We start from the raw sequence: 20,008 nt of genomic DNA on the forward strand, positions 1-20,008 counted from the left end.
GCCCATATCATCCCTATGAATGGAGAAAGCTATCGTCTCAAAGAGACGTACTCGAAATAACAAGAGGGTGGTCAACTTTTATATGAGCGACATGGTCAACTTTTGGGTTGACGATTACAGCACTTACAGGAGTTCAGCCATATATGGGAAATAGCATCCCTGGTTTAACAGGAAGCGTTGTGTTTACCGATCTTGCCAGAAAGGGATCCCAAGATCAGGTTAGAGGTGCTTTAGCTTATACCAGAGTGAAGCCGAATGGTAAACAAAATGATTTTAGTGTGATTCAAACTGATTATAATTTTGGATCCCAATCAGCCTATTATGTCAGTTTGGGAACGGATCTGAACCAAACCAGATTATATTTAGGGGTTAATGGCTCAATGAAAGTGACTGATTTTAACCAGGGCACTGTTTTTGAAGTCGTTCAATGAATGGATTTAATGAATTAGGGCCTGGTCCCAAACTGCTAACTCCCGCCTCCGGAACTCAAAGGATCCGCTCCTATCGGTTAGGGGATCAGGTTAAAGAGCCTGTCTGATTAATAGACGGAAGAATTCCGCTTAATTAGTAATTTTTATAAAAAAAAGCCAAAATAGACGGAGAAATTCCGCTTATTGACTCAAAAAATACGAAATTATGATAATTTGCTTTGCATAACCGGAAATTCTCCCTTTATTTACCTCGAAATGAACTCCATTCTATATTTAGCCGGAAAATCCCCGCTTATTTTTCCTGTGCAGGGTTCATCAATCAAAAGGAAGCCATCTAGGTTAAGTATTAACGTGATGGGGGTCAGGCACACCACAAAGCCAAAAAATAGCTTTGTGTTTTTTCTTGCCCTAAAATAGCATTATCCTCAACTTTCCAGCCAATAATGATAAGAATACAAAATACTCATCTTATGCATGAATTTATTTATAAGTACTTTTGCACCAAGGAGGCCACACCATCATGTACGCTTCATCTGAGTTAGAAATGCTCATTCGGTTAATCGAGCGGGCGGCACTCTTGCTGATTACGTTGTTTTTTATGGCGAGGGTGCCGAAGTTTAAGGAGATTTTGCAGAGGGATCATCATTCCCCGGTAGAGCTGTCGCTGCTGACGGGGATTTTCTGTGTGTTTGCCCTTTTTGGGACATATTCGGGAATCGAAGTGGAAGGATCGATTATTAATATCCGGACGATTGCGATAGTTTCCGGGGGAATTCTGTTTGGGCCATGGGTCGGCATTGTAACGGGGATTGTATCCGGGGTGCACCGCTATTTGATCGATATTGGCAGGGTGACCTCTGTGCCATGCTTGATTACCAGTATTCTGGCAGGGTTCATTGCTGGGTATATCCACGTTTATATGAAGAAAAGCAGGCGGTGGATTTATGGGATCGTCGCCGGGATGTTCTGCGAGATCCTGACGATGATTCTTATTTTAGCAATGGCTGATTCCTTTGAATTGGGCGTGGCAATTGTATCGAAGATCGGGATTCCGATGATTTTGGGACAGGTCAGCATCGGCCTGATTATCCTGATGATTGCGAGTGTGGAAGGAGAGAAAGAGCGGATCGCTGCCCAGCAGTCTCAATTGGCCCTGAATATTGCCAATAAGACGCTTCCCTATTTCCGTTCTATAAACGGGGAATCGCTGCGGACGATTTGCAGGATCATCCAAGAGGATATCAAGGCAGATGCCGTGGCTATTACAGACACAAAGGATGTCCTTGCCTATGTGGGATATGGAGAAGAGAAATATAAGATTGGACAGGAAATTATCAGTGATCTGACGAAAGAAACGATCCGAAATGGGCAGATTACAATCAGGAACAATATTGCCGATCATCATACACCGCAGATTCATTGCCTGCTGATTATTCCTCTGTCGGAGCGGGGCATTATAACGGGGACGCTGAAGATTTACTATCGCAAGGCCTATACGATCACAAATACACTGCAGACGATGGCCATTGGATTGGCGCAGATCATCTCTACCTTGATGGAAGTCTCAAGAGTGGAGCAGATTAAAGAAGAAGCCAATAAAGCTGAGATAAGGGCATTGCAGTCTAAAATCAATCCTCACTTTTTATTCAATGCTCTTAATGCAATTGCCTCAACAACAAGGCGTGACCCTGAGAAAGCAAGGGAGCTGATCATCAGTCTGTCCGGCTATATGAGATATAACTTAGAAGTCGGTGAAGAACTGATTGATGTTCAGACAGCGCTTGGGCAGGTAGAGAATTATATTAAGATAGAAAAAGCACGGTTTGGTGAACGCCTTCAGGTTGTCTATGATATAGATGATCTCCAATTGAAATTGCCGAGTCTGCTGATCCAGCCTTTAGTGGAAAATGCCGTAGTCCATGGCATTTTAAAACAAAAAGGGCCTGGCAGCGTGACGATTTCCATTAAGGAATTTGAGGATAAAATTAGGGTGAGTGTGCGGGATACAGGAAAAGGAATTGACCAGGAAGTGATTGACCGATTGCACAAAGGGGAGGTTTCCTCCAAGCAGATTGGCCTTTTCAATGTGCATCAGCGGGTGAAGCTGATTTACGGGACTGATCTGGTAATTCACAGGCTGAATCCAGGCACGGAAGTTTATTTTGACATAAGTAAGGAGCCATCATGAGAGCGATCATAGTAGAGGATGAGATTCCGGCGAAGGAAGAGCTGGAATATTTAATAGAAACGCATAGCAATATTGAGGTTGTGGCTGCTTTTGAGGACGGGCTGGATGTGCTGAAGTTCCTTCAGGAGCAAGAAGTGGATGCCATCTTCCTGGACATCAATATCCCCTCATTGGATGGGATGCTGCTGGCGGGAAGCATCAGCAAGTTTGCGAAGAAGCCATATATCATTTTCACGACAGCTTATAAGGAGCATGCGGCCCAGGCATTTGAGCTGGAAGCTTTTGATTATATTTTAAAGCCTTATGAGGAAAAAAGAATTGCGGCTATGCTGTCAAAGCTGGAAGCAGCCTTTCAGAAGGGCAGACAAACACAGGAAGAAATTCCGCAGGACCGAAATCGCCGGATCAATCTGAGGAAAAATGAAAATATCATCGTGACGGATGTAAATGATATTTATTATGCAGAAGCAAGTGAGAAAATCACCCTGGTTTACACAGAATCGGATGAGTATACGATGCCAATGTCGATTACCGAATTCCATGACAGCCTCCCTCAGGATTTGTTCTTTAGATGCCACCGCTCTTATAGTGTGAATCTATCCAAAATCCATGAGATTGTCCCATGGTTCAATAATACATATGTGCTGAAGATGAAGGGGATAAAGGCAGAAATACCGGTCAGCAGAAGCAAGTCGAAAGCGTTCCGGCAGATTATGCATTTGTAAATACCACTCATTCCGAATATCAGGCATTTCGTTCTGAAAGCGATTTAATTTCCTTTTTCAGCGGTAGAATTCAAGTATAAATACAACTGCTTGAGATTATGAAACCGCTTAGAAAGAGGAGATTCGACATGAACGAACGAAATGTAAATCGACTTCTTATCATCATTGGCACCATTATCGTCCAGATGGGGTTGGGCACCATTTATACGTGGAGCCTTTTCAATCAGCCTCTAGTCGATAAATTCGGCTGGGAATTAAGCGCAACCAGCATCACTTTTTCCATTACAAGCTTTGCATTAGCATTTGCGACCCTGTTCTCAGGGAAGCTGCAGGATAGATGGGGCCTTCGCCGTTTAGTGGCTGCGGCCGGGATATTGCTTGGTGCCGGGTTAATCCTCAGCTCACAGGTATCCTCTTTATGGATGCTGTATGTTGTTGCAGGGGTGATCGTAGGCTTCGCAGATGGTACGGCTTATATCACAACACTAAGCAATCTGATCAAATGGTTCCCGGAGAAAAAAGGCTTGATCTCAGGGATTTCCGTTGGGGCATTTGGGACAGGCAGCCTGATCTTTAAATATGTGAACGCCAGCTTTATCTCATCATTCGGCGTTTCAACAGCATTCCTCTTATGGGGAGCAATCGTACTGGTCATGGTCGTTGGCGGCTCATTTTTACTGAAAGAAGCTAAAGAAACAGCAGATAGCTCTGTGAAAGCAGCATCAAAGCAAAGGGATTATACAGTCAAAGAAATGCTGAAAACGAAGCAGGCATATCTGCTGTTTGTAATCTTCTTCACAGCGTGTATGAGCGGGCTATACCTGGTCGGGATTGTCAAAGACATTGGTGTCAGCTTAGCCGGGCTGGATGCAGCTACAGCGGCAAACGCAGTCGCATTGGTCGCCATCTTTAATACAACAGGCCGAATCGTCCTTGGTGCACTGTCAGATAAAATCGGCCGGATGGAAGTCATTTGCGGAACGCTGCTGGTCACTGCCATTGCAGTTGCAGTCTTAAGCTTTGTTCCATTAAACTTCCCGATTTTCTTCGCCTGTGTAGCAGCAATCGCCTTCTGCTTTGGCGGAAACATCACCGTATTCCCAGCCATTGTGGCAGACTTCTTCGGACTGAAGAACCAAAGCAAGAACTATGGCGTGATCTATCAGGGCTTTGGAATCGGAGCTTTAGCAGGCTCCCTCGTAGCTGCTGTACTTGGAGGATTCCAGGCCACCTTTACTGTTATTGCAGCACTATGCATCGTCTCATTAGTGATCGCACTGACCATTAAACCGCCTGGTGAGGGCAAGAAGCGTAAGGAACAAGGAAAAATGAAGCTGGAGCCTCATACGAGAGTGGGATAATCAAATATTTGGTGATGAAAATTGGTGTGCCTGACTCACAATACGTTGGTATTATTAATGTGCTGTGGTTAGGTATCCTTTATAAGAAAGAGCCAAGGGACCTGTCCCCTTGGCTCTTTCTTTGTTTCACCTAAAGAATATTAGGGCAAAAACAATAAAAAGCACCAAAGAAAGGGGGAGGGAATTGGTTAAACAGTTCTTATTTAAAATAAAGGAAGGTACATGGTTCATTCCGGCTGTGTATACGATTGTGGCATTGATTCTTGCGATCATTGTCGTATATGTTGATTTTTATTTGGAAGCATTTTATCCTGAGATATTTCTTGTGGGGCTGGATTTGGGCAAAACGATTCTTGGGACCATTGCCGGTTCGTTATTGACCATGACAACCATTACTTTTTCTACCACGATGGTTGTATTAACTACATATTCTTCTCAATTTTCGCCAAGGACGCTGGAGAACTTCATTCAGGACCCAGTGACGATGAGAGTGCTGGGAGTCTTCATTGGCGGATTTGTTTATTGTATTTTTACGCTGCTGTTTATAAGGGAATCTGTCGGAAATACGGTAGCATCGGCTACTATCGGCGTCATCATCGCTTTCATTTGCCTCGCTTTCTTCGCCTATTTCATCTACCATGTCGCCACATCCATTCAGGTCGGCAAGCTGATTGAGAGGCTTGCGGATGATGCATTGGATATGGTTAAGAAGGAAAAAGAAATTTTTGAGGAGGATGACCGTGTATCCCTGCTGCAGGTCCGGCCATCGGTTGTCATTGAAGCAAAGGCTGTAAAGGCCAAACGGTTTGGCTATATTCAGTATATTAATGAAGACAAGCTGATGCAGCATGCTTCTGAACAGGGGAGTATCATTGAGGTCCTCAAGCCAATTGGCCATTTTGTCACAGACAAGCATGATCTGCTTTGTGTCCACAATCAGGAAGAAATTCCGGAAGGCCTTGAGGATGCTGTTATTATAGGGACAGAGCGGACCACCTATAGAGATGTGGAATTTGGTCTGCAAAAAATTGCTGAGGTGGCCTTGAGGGCGGTATCTCCGGGAATCAATGACCCCAATACAGCCATCCAGTGCATCAATTACTTAAGTGTTTGCCTGTCTGCGGCCAGCCATTTAAATGGGAGTGTTAAAGCCATTTCTGATGAAGAAGGAAGGATGGGAGTTTTTATTCCGCATCGTCCATTTGAAGATCTTTTGAATACTTCCTTCAGGCAGATCAGCCACTATGGAAAAGATGATTTTTCAGTTATGCAGGCGATTTTCAAGGCGCTTGAAGAAATAGGCTCAGGCAGCAGCCCGTCAATACGCAAAAGCCTTGATAAGTTCGCAGATTATCTGAAAGAACAAGTAGAAGCAGCTGCACTCACCAAAACCGAGAGGGATGAATTGTATAAAGTCAATCTGATTGAAGAATGATGCTGGACACTAAAGAACCTGGCTTGAAAGGCAGGGTTTGTCGGCTAAAACATAGTTTATGGGGACACAATTCGCATATGGATTGATGTCCCTGTTTTTGTTGCAGCAATGATAAAGGCGTTTATTAGAAGTAAATTGCACTATAATAGGTGAAAAATTAACAGTACTCCATAACTCTTGTGCCAACGCTAATCTCCTTGTTAGTGCGAAATGAGTTTTCTGAAATAAAAGAAATCGGTTTAAGATAAAAGTAATTATTTGCTAGAATAGATGGAGAGCTAATCAACAAATAAGCCAGTTTACAAAATAAGATAACGATAAATGCTCTTCTTAAAATATGATGGAGGTATAATTATGTGGTTCATACTAGGAGTTGCCGCCATAACAGCAACTTTTATAAATCTATATATGTATGTGACCGGAAAAGATTATAAACTTCCGATGGCTATGGGAATTTCATTAACCGCTCTGACACTCTGTGCACAATACAGTTCTGTATCCAATTGGGTAAGGAGTGAGGATTGGCCGGCTTTAATGGATGTGGTACCTGCCATGGAAAAGGGATTATGGTTTTTGACGATTGTTTCTATTCTGCTGAATATAGCACCTATTCTTTTAGAGCTGAGAAAGTAAAAAATAATCATCTAATGTTAAGATTACTCTTGCAAAAAACAATGCATATGAGAAGGGTTGATTTATATGAATTCATTGCTTCAAATGGGAGCAAATACAGTTTTGAGTTCTCCAAAAGGGACTGTGACTGTCAGCTACGAAACGTCCAATATGATAGATATTTCCTTAACCGCTTTCCTGCTTTCTGATTCAGACAGGGTACAGGGAGACAGCGGGATTATCTTTTATAATCAGCCAAAAAGTATTTCCGGAGCGGCTTCCCTTATCCCGCCAATGAATGTGGGACATACAAAGGTACATAAAATTGAATTTGATATGAGTAAAGTCCCTGCAGGCATTACTAAAATAGCGATCACGCTTACCGAGGATAATCATACTGGTTTTTCAAATGTAAGGAACTTAAAGGCAGAGATCAGTGCCGGTGCTGATGTAATTCAGTTTGTCCCATCTGTTTTTAAAAATGAAAATGGAATAGTTGTACTGGAATTGTATGTAAGAAACGGCCAGACAAAGGCAAAATCAGTGTGGCGGGGCTTCGATTCAGGTCTTGAAGGCTTATGTAAGCTTTACGGTGTTGAGGTTGATCCAGAGGAGCAGGAACAGCCTTCTGAACCTAAAGCAATTGATAAACAAGTTATAAAAGAACCTGCTAAAACACAATCAGTCCCTGAACAGAAAAGCAGCCTGAATACTCTGCCGCCGATAAGCCTTGAAAAAGCAAAGGGGAAAATAAATCTCGATAAAGGCCAAAAGCCGGTACTAATTGAGAAAACACCTGAAATTACGGCTACAGTCTCCTGGAAGACAGGAACAGACTATGATATATATGCTTTAGTTTATACAAAGAATGGCAGGCAGATAGATGTGGCCATGTTTGGGGCCCAGGGAACACCGCCCCTCAGGCGATATGGCAATGGAGCAGTAGAACACATGGGGGATGTTGGGAGATTCAGCGGATCCACAAAGAAAGAAGTCATTAAATTGAGGCTGACGAATGATATTCTGGCAGTGGTTCCTGTGGTATATTCTGCTCAGTCAAATGGGACAGGGTCATTCTACAGATACAAGGTATCCATGAGTATTGATAATCATAGCGGAACTTCTGTTACCATTTCCTCCAAGAATGCGAATAATAATGACACGATCTATACCTGTGTGCCCGGAATACTCCATAATACCGACGATGGAGTGATTATAAGCCCTTTAGAGCTTTATAGTGCACCCAACTCGGAGTTTAGACCCAAACTAGTAATGGGAGCTTCGAATATGGTGGAAGTTTTAATGGATCAGGGGCCGATTAATGACTACAAGTAGGGGAAAAAGAGCCAAGGGGTCTGTCCCCTTGGCTCTTATTTGATCGCCTTACTGACCTTCAATTTCTTCCCCTTAACCGTCGCATTCTCCATAGCCTGCAAAACCAATGAGCCTTTCCCATTCAAAATATCAACATATGACATTTGATCATGGATGGTGATGATGCCGATATCATCTGCTGTGACTCCTGGAATTTTGGCGATGGTTCCGACAAAATCAACGGCGCGGATTTTCTTCTTTTTGCCGCCGGTAAAGTGGAGCTTCATGATATCCTGGTTGATTCGGGCTGTTTTATTGTTTCTGACCACTCTTCTGCCGCTGATTTTTTCTTCAAATGCCGCTTTGCCTGCAGTTACATCCTGCTGGCTTGGCGCTTCTATAATTGGGACTTCAAAGCCGATGTATCTTTCAATCGCTCTAAGAAATTTTTCTTCAAAAGGTGTGGCAAATGTAATGGCCTTCCCTTTGTTTCCGGCACGGCCGGTTCTTCCGGTCCTGTGCACATAGCTTTCTTTTTCCATCGGGACATCATAGTTGATGACAAGACTTACATTATCAATATCAATCCCTCTGGCAGCTACATCGGTGGCAATCAGATAGCGGAAGTTCCCCATTTTGAAGCCTTCCATAACAGAGAACCGGTCTTCCTGCTCCAGTCCGCCATGGAGCCTTTCACAGGAATATCCTGCCTCATCCAGTTCAGTGTACACCGTGTCCACATATTCTTTGGTCCGGCAGAATATGAGGCAGCTGTCGGGATTTTCTGTAACGGTGATGTCTTTAAGCAGTGAAAGCTTATCTTCCTGTTTCACTTCCATCAGGAAATGTTCGATCGTCTCGGCGGTTACCCCGGTTGATTCGATCTCGACATGAACAGGGTCTTTCATATATTTATGGCAAAGGGCCTCAACATCTTTAGGCAGGGTAGCAGAGAAGACCATGGTCACCCGGTCTGAAGGCAGCTCTTTAATGATGGCTTCCACTTCATCGATAAATCCTCTATTAAGCATTTCATCCGCTTCATCGATGATCAGATATTTGATCTGGTCCAAGACAAGCGTTTCCCGGTCGATATGGTCCATAACCCTTCCAGGTGTCCCAACGACCACATGCGTTTTTTGCTTTAATTCTTCCTTTTGCTTTGTAAAAGGTTCTTTTCCGTAGACGGCAGCTGCTTTGATGCGTTTGAACCGGCCGATATTCGTAATATCTTCACGGACCTGAACCGCGAGCTCCCTTGTTGGGGTAAGGATTAAGGCCTGCGGGCTTTTTTCCTCCCATTCAACCATATCGCAGACAGGAATGCCGAAGGAGGCGGTCTTCCCGCTTCCTGTCTGAGCTTTTACGACAAGATCCTGCTTTTCCATTGCCAAGGGAATGACCTTGCTTTGTACCTCTGTTGGAGTTTCGTATTTTAACACACCCAGTGCCCTTTGTATTTCTTCGCTTAAATGATAATCCGCAAAACTTTTACTCATTATTTAACCCCGTTTTTTTGTTTTTTCGTCATATGGATAGAATTCTCTTTAAGAAATATTGTATGCATGATCAGATATGGTTCATTATACTTGAAAATTGCTGGACAAGATATAAGAGTCCAGTCCAGCCCCCTGGCCTTTTCACCTGTATCCACTGTAGAAAAAGGTAGTACAATAGCTGCCTTGACCATTATTGCTACTGTTCCAGCAAGCCCAAAAAACGGATGGCACGAAGACTCCTGCGGGATTGCAGCGGCATAGCTGAGAGCGCGCATCTCGCAAGCATGAGGAGGCTTAGCCCCGCCCAGCGGAAAGTGCAGTGCCTGCAGTGCAGATCAGCATCATTGGTTAAAGACTATAAAATTAGGATCTTATGCATTATTAACTTCTTGGATTACTCCTTTAAGGTTAACAGAAAATCACATTTTAAAACCGCTGATGGTTGGAGCGGAAGACACGCAGACTCCTGCGGGATTGCAGCGGAAATGTTGAGACCCCACAGCGCGCAAGCGCGAGGAGGCTCAACTCCGCCCCGCGGAAAGCGAAGTGTCTGGAGCGGAAACCATCAGCCCCCATTACGAATAGAGGAACCAAAAGAGTATTCGTTTACTTAAAGATACTTTATAGACAGTATCCACTGTAAAAAAGTTCAAGAACTATTCGCAAATCGAAGAATCTATGATAAAATTAAAAAGTTATAGAGGATGAAACGTTCATTGATGTTAGTTAATTAACATTGACTGTACATCCTGTTCTTTCATTTCGTATGAAGCGGGAAGGTTTGCTGGTATTACATAATGCTAAGCTTTCAGCCCACTGTAAAAATGGTACATGCAAAAGCATGGGGCCTTTTTATAGTGGGCTTTTTTGTGTTCTCGTTCATATGACCTTTTAAACGGCAGGCTGGTTCTAGAGAGATGGTCCTAAGAGGCAGCCTTACTGTCTTATGTATTGTGGACCATAAAGATAATAATTGGGGGAAGAAATATGGCATTTCATAGTTCACAGCAGATCGCTGAAATGGCGGTTGAAGCTGGGGTGAAGAAGGCTACCATGCGGCCGGCTCACACACTCATTTTAGGATTTTTAGGTGGAGCTTTTATTTCATTGGGTTTCTTATTATATATCCGGGTTGTTGCCGACCTGCCGCATGAATGGGGCACTTTAAGCTCGCTTATTGGCGGAGCCGTGTTCCCGGTCGGGTTGATGCTGATCATTATTGCCGGAGGAGAATTACTGACAGGCAATATGATGGCACTGCCGCTGGCTGTGCTGGCAAAGCGCGCAACGTTCAAGCAGCTGGGCAAAAATTGGCTGCTGGTTTTAGTGAGTAATTTTATCGGGGCAATCTTTGTTGCCTATTTCTTTGGACATGTAGTTGGAATGACGGAAACAGGTGCATTCCTGACTAAAACTGTTGCAGTTGCCGGAGCGAAAATAGACCAGTCATTCTGGCCGACTTTAATTTCCGCTGTTGGCTGTAACTGGCTCGTTTGCTTAGGGATTTGGCTTGCGTTTGGAGCAGATGATATCGGCGGTAAGATTCTTGCGATCTGGTTCCCGATCATGGCGTTTGTTGCCATCGGCTTCCAGCACGTTGTAGCCAATATGTTTATCATTCCTGCAGCCATCTTTGCAGGGAGTTTTACATGGGCTGATTATGCAGCAAACTTTGTTCCTGTTGCCATTGGAAACGCCATTGGCGGAGGAGTCTTTGTAGGCCTGGCTTATTGGCTGGTTCATAAAGATTCCCTTCAATCATCTATGAGAGCAAAATCAAGTATTAAGAAAGCCAGCTGACAATTACTCTTGTTTTTTTGGATAGATTTGTTTTTAAAAGTAAGAAAGTATAATTTTCAAATTTTGATTACTGTCTAGCAGCAGCGTCTGCCTCCTCGAGGTCATGCAGACATTGCCACAGGACGTGGCGTTCTTAGTCTGCGTTCCTCAAAGGAGCAACGCGCTTGTGCTTTTCTTATTAAGGAGGCTTTACCGTGGGGGAAAAAGTGAATGTTCTGATCAACGGAACAGCACACCAGGTTGAAGAAGGAACTCGTATTTTAGATTATTTGATGCAGCAGGAAATCGAACATCCGCATATTTGCTATTCCGAAGTTCTTGGACCGGTACAGAGCTGTGATACCTGTATGTGCGAAGTGAATGGCAATCTGATGCGTGCGTGTTCTACAGTTGTGGAAGACGGAATGGATATTGCCACCTCGTCTGAAATTGCCAAAGGCGCCCAAGAGGAAGCAATGGACCGCATTCTGGAAAACCATTTGCTGTACTGTACTGTATGTGACAATAACAATGGCAACTGCCGTGTACATAACACAGCAGAAATGATGGGGATTGAACACCAGACCCGTCCGCATCGCTCTAAGGGCTATGAAGTCGATATGTCTCACCCGTTTTACCGCTATGATCCTGACCAATGTATTCTGTGCGGGCGCTGTGTAGAAACCTGCCAGGATCTTCAGGTAAATGAAACACTGACCATTGATTGGGAAACAGGGCAGCCGCGCGTATTATGGGACGGAGGAAAAAGCATCAACGAATCCTCTTGTGTATCCTGCGGCCAATGTGTATCTGTCTGTCCTTGTAATGCATTGATGGAAAAATCAATGCTAGGAAACGCCGGCTTCATGACAAGCATGTCTGATGACCTGCTTACACCAATGATTGACCTTGTTAAAGCCGTTGAGCCGGATTATCAAACAATCATGGCCGTTTCAGAAGTAGAAGCTGCCATGCGCGAAACGAAAATCGAGAAAACAAAAACCGTTTGTACTTTCTGCGGTGTCGGCTGTTCATTTGAAGTTTGGACAAAAGACCGTGAAATCCTTAAAATTGAACCATCTGAGAATGCGCCGGTCAACAGTGTTTCTACCTGCGTGAAAGGTAAATTCGGCTGGGATTTTGTCAATTCCCAGGAACGAATCACTACACCATTGATCCGTAAAGGCGATGTCTTTGTTGAAGCGAGCTGGGATGAAGCTCTTTCTGTTGTGGCCAAAAACCTAGGAGAAATCAAAGATACTTACGGAAGCGATGCATTAGGTTTCATTTCTTCATCTAAGATCACGAATGAAGAAAACTACCTGATCCAGAAGATGGCCCGCCAGGTGTTCGGCACACATAATGTCGACAACTGCTCACGCTACTGCCAATCTCCTGCTTCATGGGGACTGCAGCAAACAGGAGGCATCGGCGGCGACTCTGGAACGATCCAGGATATTGCAGGTGCAGGCCTAGTCATCTTAGTAGGCTGTGCTCCGGCAGAAGGACATCCAGTCCTTGCGACACGCATCAAGCGTGCACAGAAGCTTCACGGCCAGAAACTGATCACCGTGGATGTGCGCAGGCATGAAATGGGTGACCGCGCCGACTTGTTTGTCCGTCCAAAGCAAGGTACAGACTTTGTATGGCTTTCCGCTGTCACAAAGTATATGATTGACCAGGGCTGGCATGATGCGAAATTCATCACAGAACATGTGAATCAGTACGATGAGTTCTTGAGCATGATCGAGTCTTATACGCTTGAAGAAGCTGAAAGCATTACAGGCATTTCTGTTGCAACTTTAAAAGAAATGGCTGAAATGATCCGTGATGCAGATGGAACAGTCATCTGCTGGGGAATGGGTGTTACACAGAATATCGCCGGCTCCCACACTTCAGTTGCCATTGCGAACCTGCTTCTTGCAACTGGAAACATGATGCGTCCGAATGCCGGCGCTTATCCGCTGCGCGGACACAATAATGTTCAGGGTGCTGCCGATATGGGAACGATGCCTAATATCTTCCCTGGCTATCAATCTGTGACAAATAAAGAAATTCGTGAAAAATTCGAGAAAGCCTGGGGTGTAGAACTGCCTGAAAACCCAGGCCTTGATAATATTGAAATGCTCGGTGAAGTGGACAAAGGCAATCTGAAGGCAATGTTTGTTGCCGGTGAAGATATGGCATGGGTTGATGCTGACTCTAACCATACACAGGCAATGCTTGCGAAGCTGGACTTCCTTGTGGTGCAGGAAATCTTCCTGACTACTACAGCCCAATTCGCTGATGTGATTCTGCCGGGTGCTCCTTCTCTTGAAAAAGATGGAACATTTACAAATACTGAACGCCGCGTTCAGCGTCTATACAAGGCATTAGAGCCTATGGGCGACAGTAAACCGGACTGGTGGATCCTTACTCAGCTGGCTAAAAAGATGGGCTATGACTGGAACTACTCTCACCCAAGCGAGATTTTTGACGAAATGGCGAGCCTGACTCCATTCTTCAGCCAGTGCAGCTATGAAGTTCTTGAAGGCTGGAACAGCTTCCACTGGGGATCTCAGGACGGTTCGAACACACCGCTTCTTTTCCAGGACGGCTTTAACTTCCCTGATAAGAAGGCACGCTTCGGATTGTTCGATTATGTACCGCCAATGGTATTCCCGGATGAATTTGATCTATCACTGGATAATGGACGATTGCTTGAACATTTCCATGAAGGAAACATGACTCATAAATCAGAGGGACTGAACTATAAATTCCCTAAAGTGTTCGTGGAGGTATCTCCGGAGCTTGCAAAAGAACGCGGCGTTGAGGATGGTTCACTTGTCCGCCTGATCTCGCCATACGGTGCGATCAAACTGCCGGTCCTAATAACTGATCGCGTTGTTGGAAAAACGGTCTATGTGCCAATGCACTCCTCAAGCCATGAAAGTGCGGTCAACCTTCTGACTGGCGGTGCGGTTGACGTTGTGACACATACACCTGCCTACAAGCAAGTGAAGGTGCGGATGGAGATTCTGCAGCTGAACGGAGAGAATCCTCTTCCGAAGTACAATCCGCGCAATGCGGAACGTACACCGCAGATGGGTCTTGAAATCTACCGCAAGTGGGAACGCGGAGATTATGTTCCGATTGCGAGTGTCAACGAACATATCAGTCCTGGTACCTATGACAGGAGGAATGCCTGATGGCAAAACCGATAAGCGTCATTCAAAAGACAGAACTGACAGAAGAACAATTGAAGCAGCAATCCCTGGAGAATCTTCTCTCCGGGATTGTTGAAAATAAAGATTCACTGCTTGAGACATTGGCTCTCCTGCAGGAATTGCATGACAGCGGGATACTGGATGCTGCCGGAAGCCTTCTGAAAGCAAAAGAGAAGGCTGCACATGCTGCAATCGGCCAGCTCACACGCGAGCCTGTCACAAACATGATCAATAACGCGATGGCAGCAGGGGGCATTCTTACCCAGCTCAATCCAGAGACAACTGCCAAGCTATCAAAAAGCCTGATGGCAGGAATGAAAAAGGCTGAGCAGGGATTAAAAGAGGATAGCAAAATCGGGGTTTTTGACTTAATGAAGGCCTTAAAAGATCCTGACATCAATCGTGTGCTCGGATTTGGATTCAATCTATTAAAAGGTATGGGGGAAGGCTTAAAAGAATAAGCCTGAATCCTGGCCCATTCATTTTATAATGAATGGGTTTCCTTTTTTATAACAAACTAATGTGTATCAATAGGAGGGGCAGAGATGGCAAAGAATCTGGAACATCAATTCAGTATGCTTGTCCGTGAAATCCGAAAAGAATACGTTGGAAATGGACCTAAAGAAATTACCACCAAGTTCATTGGTTCCTGGGCTGTCAGTGAAATGAGAGGAAATCTGACCAATGTGGAGAAGTTCATGATCACTTCGGCACAAGGGGAAGATATGGTTCATGAAACGAGAACTAGATTTGTAAAAGAAATTTATAAAAAGCCGGAAGTCCAATTAAAATTTGAAAACCTGATGGACGCCAGAGTAATCAGGCTGTTTTCCGATATCAATATCAAAGAAGATATCGCCATGACTGTATTTGTGTTTGACCGGCCGATTGAGGGGAAGCAGATGAAGTGAGAAAGCTGCATTAGTGGCTTCCCAGCTCGAATAGGTGATTGAGTTTTCACTTAGATACAAGGGAGAAATATTGAATTTATACAGAGGTTTTTTGATGACAATAAAAAGAAGATACAATGCTTAGAGGCTTTCCAATCGTTGAGCAGACGCTGGTAAAGCCTCTTTTTATTTTGGCCCAATTTAGTAGGAAACCTTTGAAGGCAGATCAGGAAATTAAAAGAAAAGCAGCAGTTTCTGAATGACATCAGTGCAAAAGATAACTGGCCGCAGTTCTCTTTTTTGATAGGCATTTTTCCATTAAATCGGTAAAATGGAGTGGAGGCTGGGTGCTAATAAAGCCTCCAAATGAATATAAGGTATATAGGCAATGGATTTACACAGATATGAATGAATTATACTTACTGCATCATTAAAGCCAGTACAAGGGAGATCATTATGAAGATATTTCTGATCGTCAGCCAGCTCATTTATGTTATTTGCCTTATTCCCTGGTTCCCTATCTGGGGTCTGTCATTTATGAGTTTTGACAATGGGATAGCCCTTGGCAACAGTGCGTTTGTTATAGGCATCGGGCTGTATCCTGTTGCTGTTATTGTGTGTTCCATTCTGGGCTGGGTGCTTCGCGGGCGCAATAAGGTGCTTGCCATCATCTTTAATTCAGTGCCAATGATCTGGATTATCGGTTTTGGACTGCTGATGATAATCGTTTAAAGGGCATTGCCGCTGAAACAGGAATGAAGACCGTTTACGCAGGCTGGCGCCTGATTAACAAGTTCATAGGTTAATAAAAAGGAACGAGGCAAGCCTGCCGATATGGGAGAGGTTTTGCCTCGTATTTTATTTTATCCGGATTATCAGCTGTGCAGTAATGATAAAATAGAGCTATAAATGATGGAATCAAGGAAGGAAGTGCAAAAGATGGAATTCAAATCAGTCATGCAGGAGCTTGAAGCCCTCGGCAAGGAACGGACGAAGAAAATATACCTGTCCAACGGCGCCCATGAGCCTCTCTTTGGCGTCGCGACTGGTGCCATGAAGCCGATGGCGAAGAAAATAAAGATCGATCAGAAGTTGGCCGAAGAACTCTATGCGACAGGAAACTATGATGCCATGTATTTTGCCGGCATCATAGCAGATCCGAATGGGATGACAGAAGCCGATTATGAGCGCTGGATTGAGGGTGCATATTTTTATATGCTTTCAGACTATGTGGTTGCCGTCACTTTATCAGAGTCTGATATTGCTCAGGAAGTTGCGGATAAATGGATTGCCAGCGGCAATGAGCTGAAGATGTCGGCAGGCTGGAGCTGCTACTGCTGGCTGCTCGGGAACCGGAAGGACCATGAATTTGAGGAAGAGAAGATCTCCGGTATGCTTGATTTTGTGAAAAAGTCGATTCATAACGCGCCGGAAAGAACGAAATCTTCTATGAGCAACTTTATATATACTGTCGGGCTTTCCTATTTGCCGCAGCATGAAAAGGCGCTCGGGACCGCCCTGGAAGTTGGTGCGGTAGAAATGAAGCGGGAAAAGAAAAAGCCCAGCCTGCTGAATCCATACGAAAATCTGCAGAAAGAAGTGGATAGAGGCCGGCTTGGTTTTAAGCGGAGATATGTCAGGTGTTAGGCTATTGCTAAATCCTGCCCAAACCCGCAGAATGTACCTAACAGACTTCTACTAACACAAACTGGATGTGATCATTTGTTTACTGGCATAATCCCGGCTATCCGGAATATGAAGGATTTTGAGCATGTATTGAAGAGAGAGCATGAGCATATTATTCTTCTGGAGACACGCCTGTCGCAGATTGAAAGTGTGGTCAGGTATGCGAAGCAGAGCGGGAAGAAGGTGTTTGTGCATGCGGATCTCGTTCAAGGACTGAAGGTGGACGAGTATGGGATTGAATATCTGATCAATAATGTGAAGGTGGATGGCATCGTCTCTACCAGGGTTAATGTAATTTCTTTGGCAAAAAAGCATCATGTGGTTGCGATTCAAAGACTGTTTGCCCTGGATAGCCATGTGCTGGAGCATAATGTCAGGATCAGCCGCAAGGTCAAGCCGGATTATATTGAGGTCCTGCCCGGCATCATCCCGGGCATCATGGAAGAAATCCATGAGAAAACAGATATTCCGCTGATTGCAGGGGGACTCATCCGTACCGAAGAGGATATTCAAAGCGCCTTGAACAATGGTGCTTCTGCCGTCACCACCTCCAATCGGGATTTATGGTGACAGGGCCTTTTTCTTATTTTAAAATGGACCACTGTTCAGGAAATTGTCGAATTATGTTGACAACGTTTTCATTAGAATTTACACTAGGGATAAGTTAATAATCCGTGACGAGATGAGGAGACACATTAAATGCCTTGAATTCAGGATTCAGGGGTATTTAATGTGTCTTTTTTGTCTTTCAGATCTGGTTATTTAGGCAATATATCTTGAATATCAATAGGTTAAAAGGGGGATATGAGATGAATAGAGTAAAGAAGCCGGTCGTCTTATTAGTGATTTCTTTGCTGTTAATTCTTGCTGGAAGCTTTGGTGCTTCCCGGTTTAATAGTTCAAGCGGGGATGTGGATGTCTCACGCATTTATTTTGATACACCTAGAGGAGAGCTTTCAGGGCTGCTGTATAAGCCTGATGGCGCTGATCAGGAAGCAAGGCCCACCATCGTGGCCACGCACGGCTACCTGAACTCTGCAGAAATGCAGGATGCACAGGCCATCGAAATGTCAAAGAGAGGATATGTGGTGCTCGCCTTGGATCAGTATGACCATGGCCACTCAACAGGAACAATGGAAAAGCCGGTTCCGTTCTTCTCCTTCTGGCCGCATGCAATCTATGATGCTGTCCAGTATATGTATGACCAGGATTATGTCCTGAAAGATCAAAACGGCAATGGCATCATTGCGGTTTCCGGCCACAGTATGGGCGGCTTCTCATCTACCCATGCCGTCATGCTTGATGAAGCAGATTTCCAGCAAAGCGGCATCAGGAAAATCTACAGCTCCCTGACAATGGGATCTGACTATCAGTGGCTGAAGTCTCTCGGCTATACCATTGAAGATATCAACAACTCTTACGGGCCAAGGCCATCCGGAAAAATCGCCGGCCAGTATGATGAATTCTTCTTTGATGCAGAAGCAGCAGCTGCAGGTACGCCTGTTGTGAAGAAAAACTATGTTGGCACCGAAGAAGGCCAAAGCTTCCTGGGTAACCCGGAAAAGCCTGAAGCTGGGAAAGTCTATGAGGTAAATGGCGGAGAAAGAATCATTTATCAGCCAAATGAGACACACCCTTGGAATCACTTCTCCAAAACGTCTACAGGATATGCAATCGATTTTTATGATATGGCTTTTGCCGATTATAGTGAAGCATTAACAGTGGATGAGGATGGGCAGACATGGATGTTTAAAGAGTGGTTCTCCTTTGTCGCGCTGATCGGATTCTTCCTGCTGTTTGTACCAGTTGTTTCCCTATTATCGAAGCTGCCGTTCCTTAACAGCATTTATACAGGAAGACCGGAGCCGCTTCCTGCTCCGAAGACAAACGGCGCGAAGCTGGCAGGCTTGATCCTGATTGTTGTCGGCGGGCTTTTCCCTGCCTTGTTCTTCTCCGCACTATATGGAGGAGATGTCTACGGAATGAGATTACTAAGACAGATCAGTATGATCTTCATTGCCCTGTCTGCCATTGTCCTGATCTCTTCTTTTGTGAAAAAATCAGAGCGCAGCATCAAGACAGTTTCTGCTATCATGCTCGTTCTAAGTGTGGTTCAATATATATATCTGAGACTGCAGGATAAAATGCTTGCCACAACAGAGCTTTTTGGCGCACCGACTGTGAATCCAGTCCTGTATTGGGCGATCAATGTTGCAATCATCACGCTGATGATGATGGTCGGCTACCATTATGTTGCGAAAAAGCCTGAAGGTGCAACAATTAAGAATTATGGCGTGAAGGCAAGCGTCAAGTCAATTATTGCTTCGCTTGTCACTGCCATTGCAGCTGTTGCGATCGGCTACGGGGTTCTTTATCTGATGGATGCCCTCTTCCAGGTAGACTTCCGCATCTGGACATTCGCTGTAAAAACATTTGAAGGCCAGCATCTGGCAGCACTGCTGAAATATGCACCATTATTCCTGATCTACTACTTTGTTGTCGGCCTGTCCGTCAACATGAATACAGCGACTGTGAAGTATAATGGATGGAAAGGGTATCTCATTTCTGTCTTCCATTTCATCGGCGGTCTGGTTCTATACCTCGGCTATCATTATGGCCTGTTGTTTACGACTGGAACTGCCGGCTATCCGGGAGAATCGCTTTCTTCCATTATCGTAATTGGCCTGGTGCCAGCCCTTCTCGTAGCGGCACTGTTTAACCGCTACTTCTATAGGAAAACAGGAAATGTCTATGTGGGCGCATTCATCAATACTTTGCTGATGACACTGATCACTCTGGCAAATACAGCGCTTTACACGATCTTTTAATAGTCTGCAAAATATATAGAGAGCAAGGGGCCTGTATGGTCCCCAGCTCTTTTC

The 20,008-nt window shown here is 44.6% G+C and carries 15 protein-coding genes and 1 pseudogene; 15 read left to right on the forward strand and 1 reads right to left on the reverse strand.

The genetic code is table 11. The annotated features are described in order from the left end of the window. Positions 1–116: 116 nt before the first annotated feature. From LCM00_RS16520 to LCM00_RS16550, 7 genes and pseudogenes are all read left to right on the forward strand, one after another. Positions 117–431, forward strand: a pseudogene (locus tag LCM00_RS16520) (PQQ-dependent sugar dehydrogenase); the annotation flags it as partial. A gap of 520 nt (positions 432–951) precedes the next feature. Next, on the forward strand, positions 952–2,619 hold the full coding sequence (locus LCM00_RS16525) for a sensor histidine kinase (RefSeq protein ID WP_224904117.1): 1,668 nt from the start codon (positions 952–954) through the stop codon (positions 2,617–2,619). Continuing rightward, entirely contained in the window at positions 2,616–3,344 is a 729-nt protein-coding gene (locus LCM00_RS16530; protein WP_224904118.1) for a LytR/AlgR family response regulator transcription factor, read from the forward strand. Before LCM00_RS16525 ends, LCM00_RS16530 begins: the two co-directional genes overlap by 4 nt. A 128-nt stretch (positions 3,345–3,472) precedes the next feature. Further along, positions 3,473–4,705: an L-lactate MFS transporter gene (locus tag LCM00_RS16535; protein WP_224904119.1), complete on the forward strand. Its 1,233-nt coding sequence runs from the start codon at positions 3,473–3,475 to the stop codon at positions 4,703–4,705. Between the two features lie 184 nt (positions 4,706–4,889). Then, on the forward strand, positions 4,890–6,140 hold the full coding sequence (locus tag LCM00_RS16540; protein ID WP_224904120.1) for a DUF2254 domain-containing protein: 1,251 nt from the start codon (positions 4,890–4,892) through the stop codon (positions 6,138–6,140). A gap of 354 nt (positions 6,141–6,494) precedes the next feature. Then, positions 6,495–6,773, forward strand: coding sequence for a hypothetical protein (locus LCM00_RS16545; RefSeq protein ID WP_224904121.1), 279 nt, complete (start codon positions 6,495–6,497; stop codon positions 6,771–6,773). A gap of 66 nt (positions 6,774–6,839) precedes the next feature. After that, positions 6,840–8,087 (forward strand): TerD family protein, encoded by a 1,248-nt coding sequence (locus tag LCM00_RS16550; protein WP_224904123.1) that lies wholly within the window; start codon positions 6,840–6,842, stop codon positions 8,085–8,087. A 35-nt stretch (positions 8,088–8,122) separates the two neighbouring features. Here the strand turns inward: LCM00_RS16550 and LCM00_RS16555 are convergent, their stop codons facing one another. Beyond that, the gene (locus LCM00_RS16555) at positions 8,123–9,565 is read right to left on the reverse strand and encodes a DEAD/DEAH box helicase (RefSeq protein WP_263623400.1); all 1,443 of its coding nucleotides are present in this window, start codon (positions 9,563–9,565) and stop codon (positions 8,123–8,125) included. 987 nt (positions 9,566–10,552) lie between these two features. Here LCM00_RS16555 and LCM00_RS16560 point away from each other — a divergent pair. From LCM00_RS16560 to LCM00_RS16595, 8 genes are all read left to right on the forward strand, one after another. Further along, positions 10,553–11,365, forward strand: coding sequence for a formate/nitrite transporter family protein (locus tag LCM00_RS16560; RefSeq protein ID WP_224904125.1), 813 nt, complete (start codon positions 10,553–10,555; stop codon positions 11,363–11,365). Between the two features lie 194 nt (positions 11,366–11,559). After that, positions 11,560–14,532 carry a formate dehydrogenase subunit alpha gene (gene fdhF / locus LCM00_RS16565; protein WP_404802170.1) on the forward strand — a complete coding sequence of 991 codons (2,973 nt, stop codon included), beginning with the start codon at positions 11,560–11,562 and terminating at the stop codon, positions 14,530–14,532. Beyond that, complete coding sequence (locus LCM00_RS16570; RefSeq protein WP_224904127.1) at positions 14,532–15,011, forward strand: DUF1641 domain-containing protein; 480 nt, start codon at positions 14,532–14,534, stop codon at positions 15,009–15,011. The genes fdhF and LCM00_RS16570 overlap by 1 nt, the downstream gene beginning before the upstream one ends. Positions 15,012–15,095: 84 nt before the next feature. Beyond that, positions 15,096–15,461, forward strand: a complete 366-nt coding sequence (locus LCM00_RS16575; protein WP_224904129.1) for a DUF2294 domain-containing protein — start codon at positions 15,096–15,098, stop codon at positions 15,459–15,461. Between the two features lie 435 nt (positions 15,462–15,896). Beyond that, entirely contained in the window at positions 15,897–16,172 is a 276-nt protein-coding gene (locus LCM00_RS16580; protein ID WP_224904131.1) for a hypothetical protein, read from the forward strand. 207 nt (positions 16,173–16,379) lie between these two features. Beyond that, positions 16,380–17,087, forward strand: coding sequence for a DNA alkylation repair protein (locus tag LCM00_RS16585; protein WP_224904133.1), 708 nt, complete (start codon positions 16,380–16,382; stop codon positions 17,085–17,087). A 75-nt stretch (positions 17,088–17,162) separates the two neighbouring features. Further along, the gene (locus tag LCM00_RS16590; protein ID WP_224904135.1) at positions 17,163–17,696 is read left to right on the forward strand and encodes a glycerol-3-phosphate responsive antiterminator; all 534 of its coding nucleotides are present in this window, start codon (positions 17,163–17,165) and stop codon (positions 17,694–17,696) included. 239 nt (positions 17,697–17,935) lie between these two features. Next, the gene (locus LCM00_RS16595; protein WP_224904137.1) at positions 17,936–19,954 is read left to right on the forward strand and encodes an alpha/beta fold hydrolase; all 2,019 of its coding nucleotides are present in this window, start codon (positions 17,936–17,938) and stop codon (positions 19,952–19,954) included. The last annotated feature ends 54 nt before the right edge of the window (positions 19,955–20,008 follow it).

It is taken from the genome of Bacillus infantis, assembly GCF_020171945.1.
GTDB classification, from domain to species: Bacteria; Bacillota; Bacilli; order Bacillales; family Cytobacillaceae; genus Bacillus_AB; species Bacillus_AB infantis_A.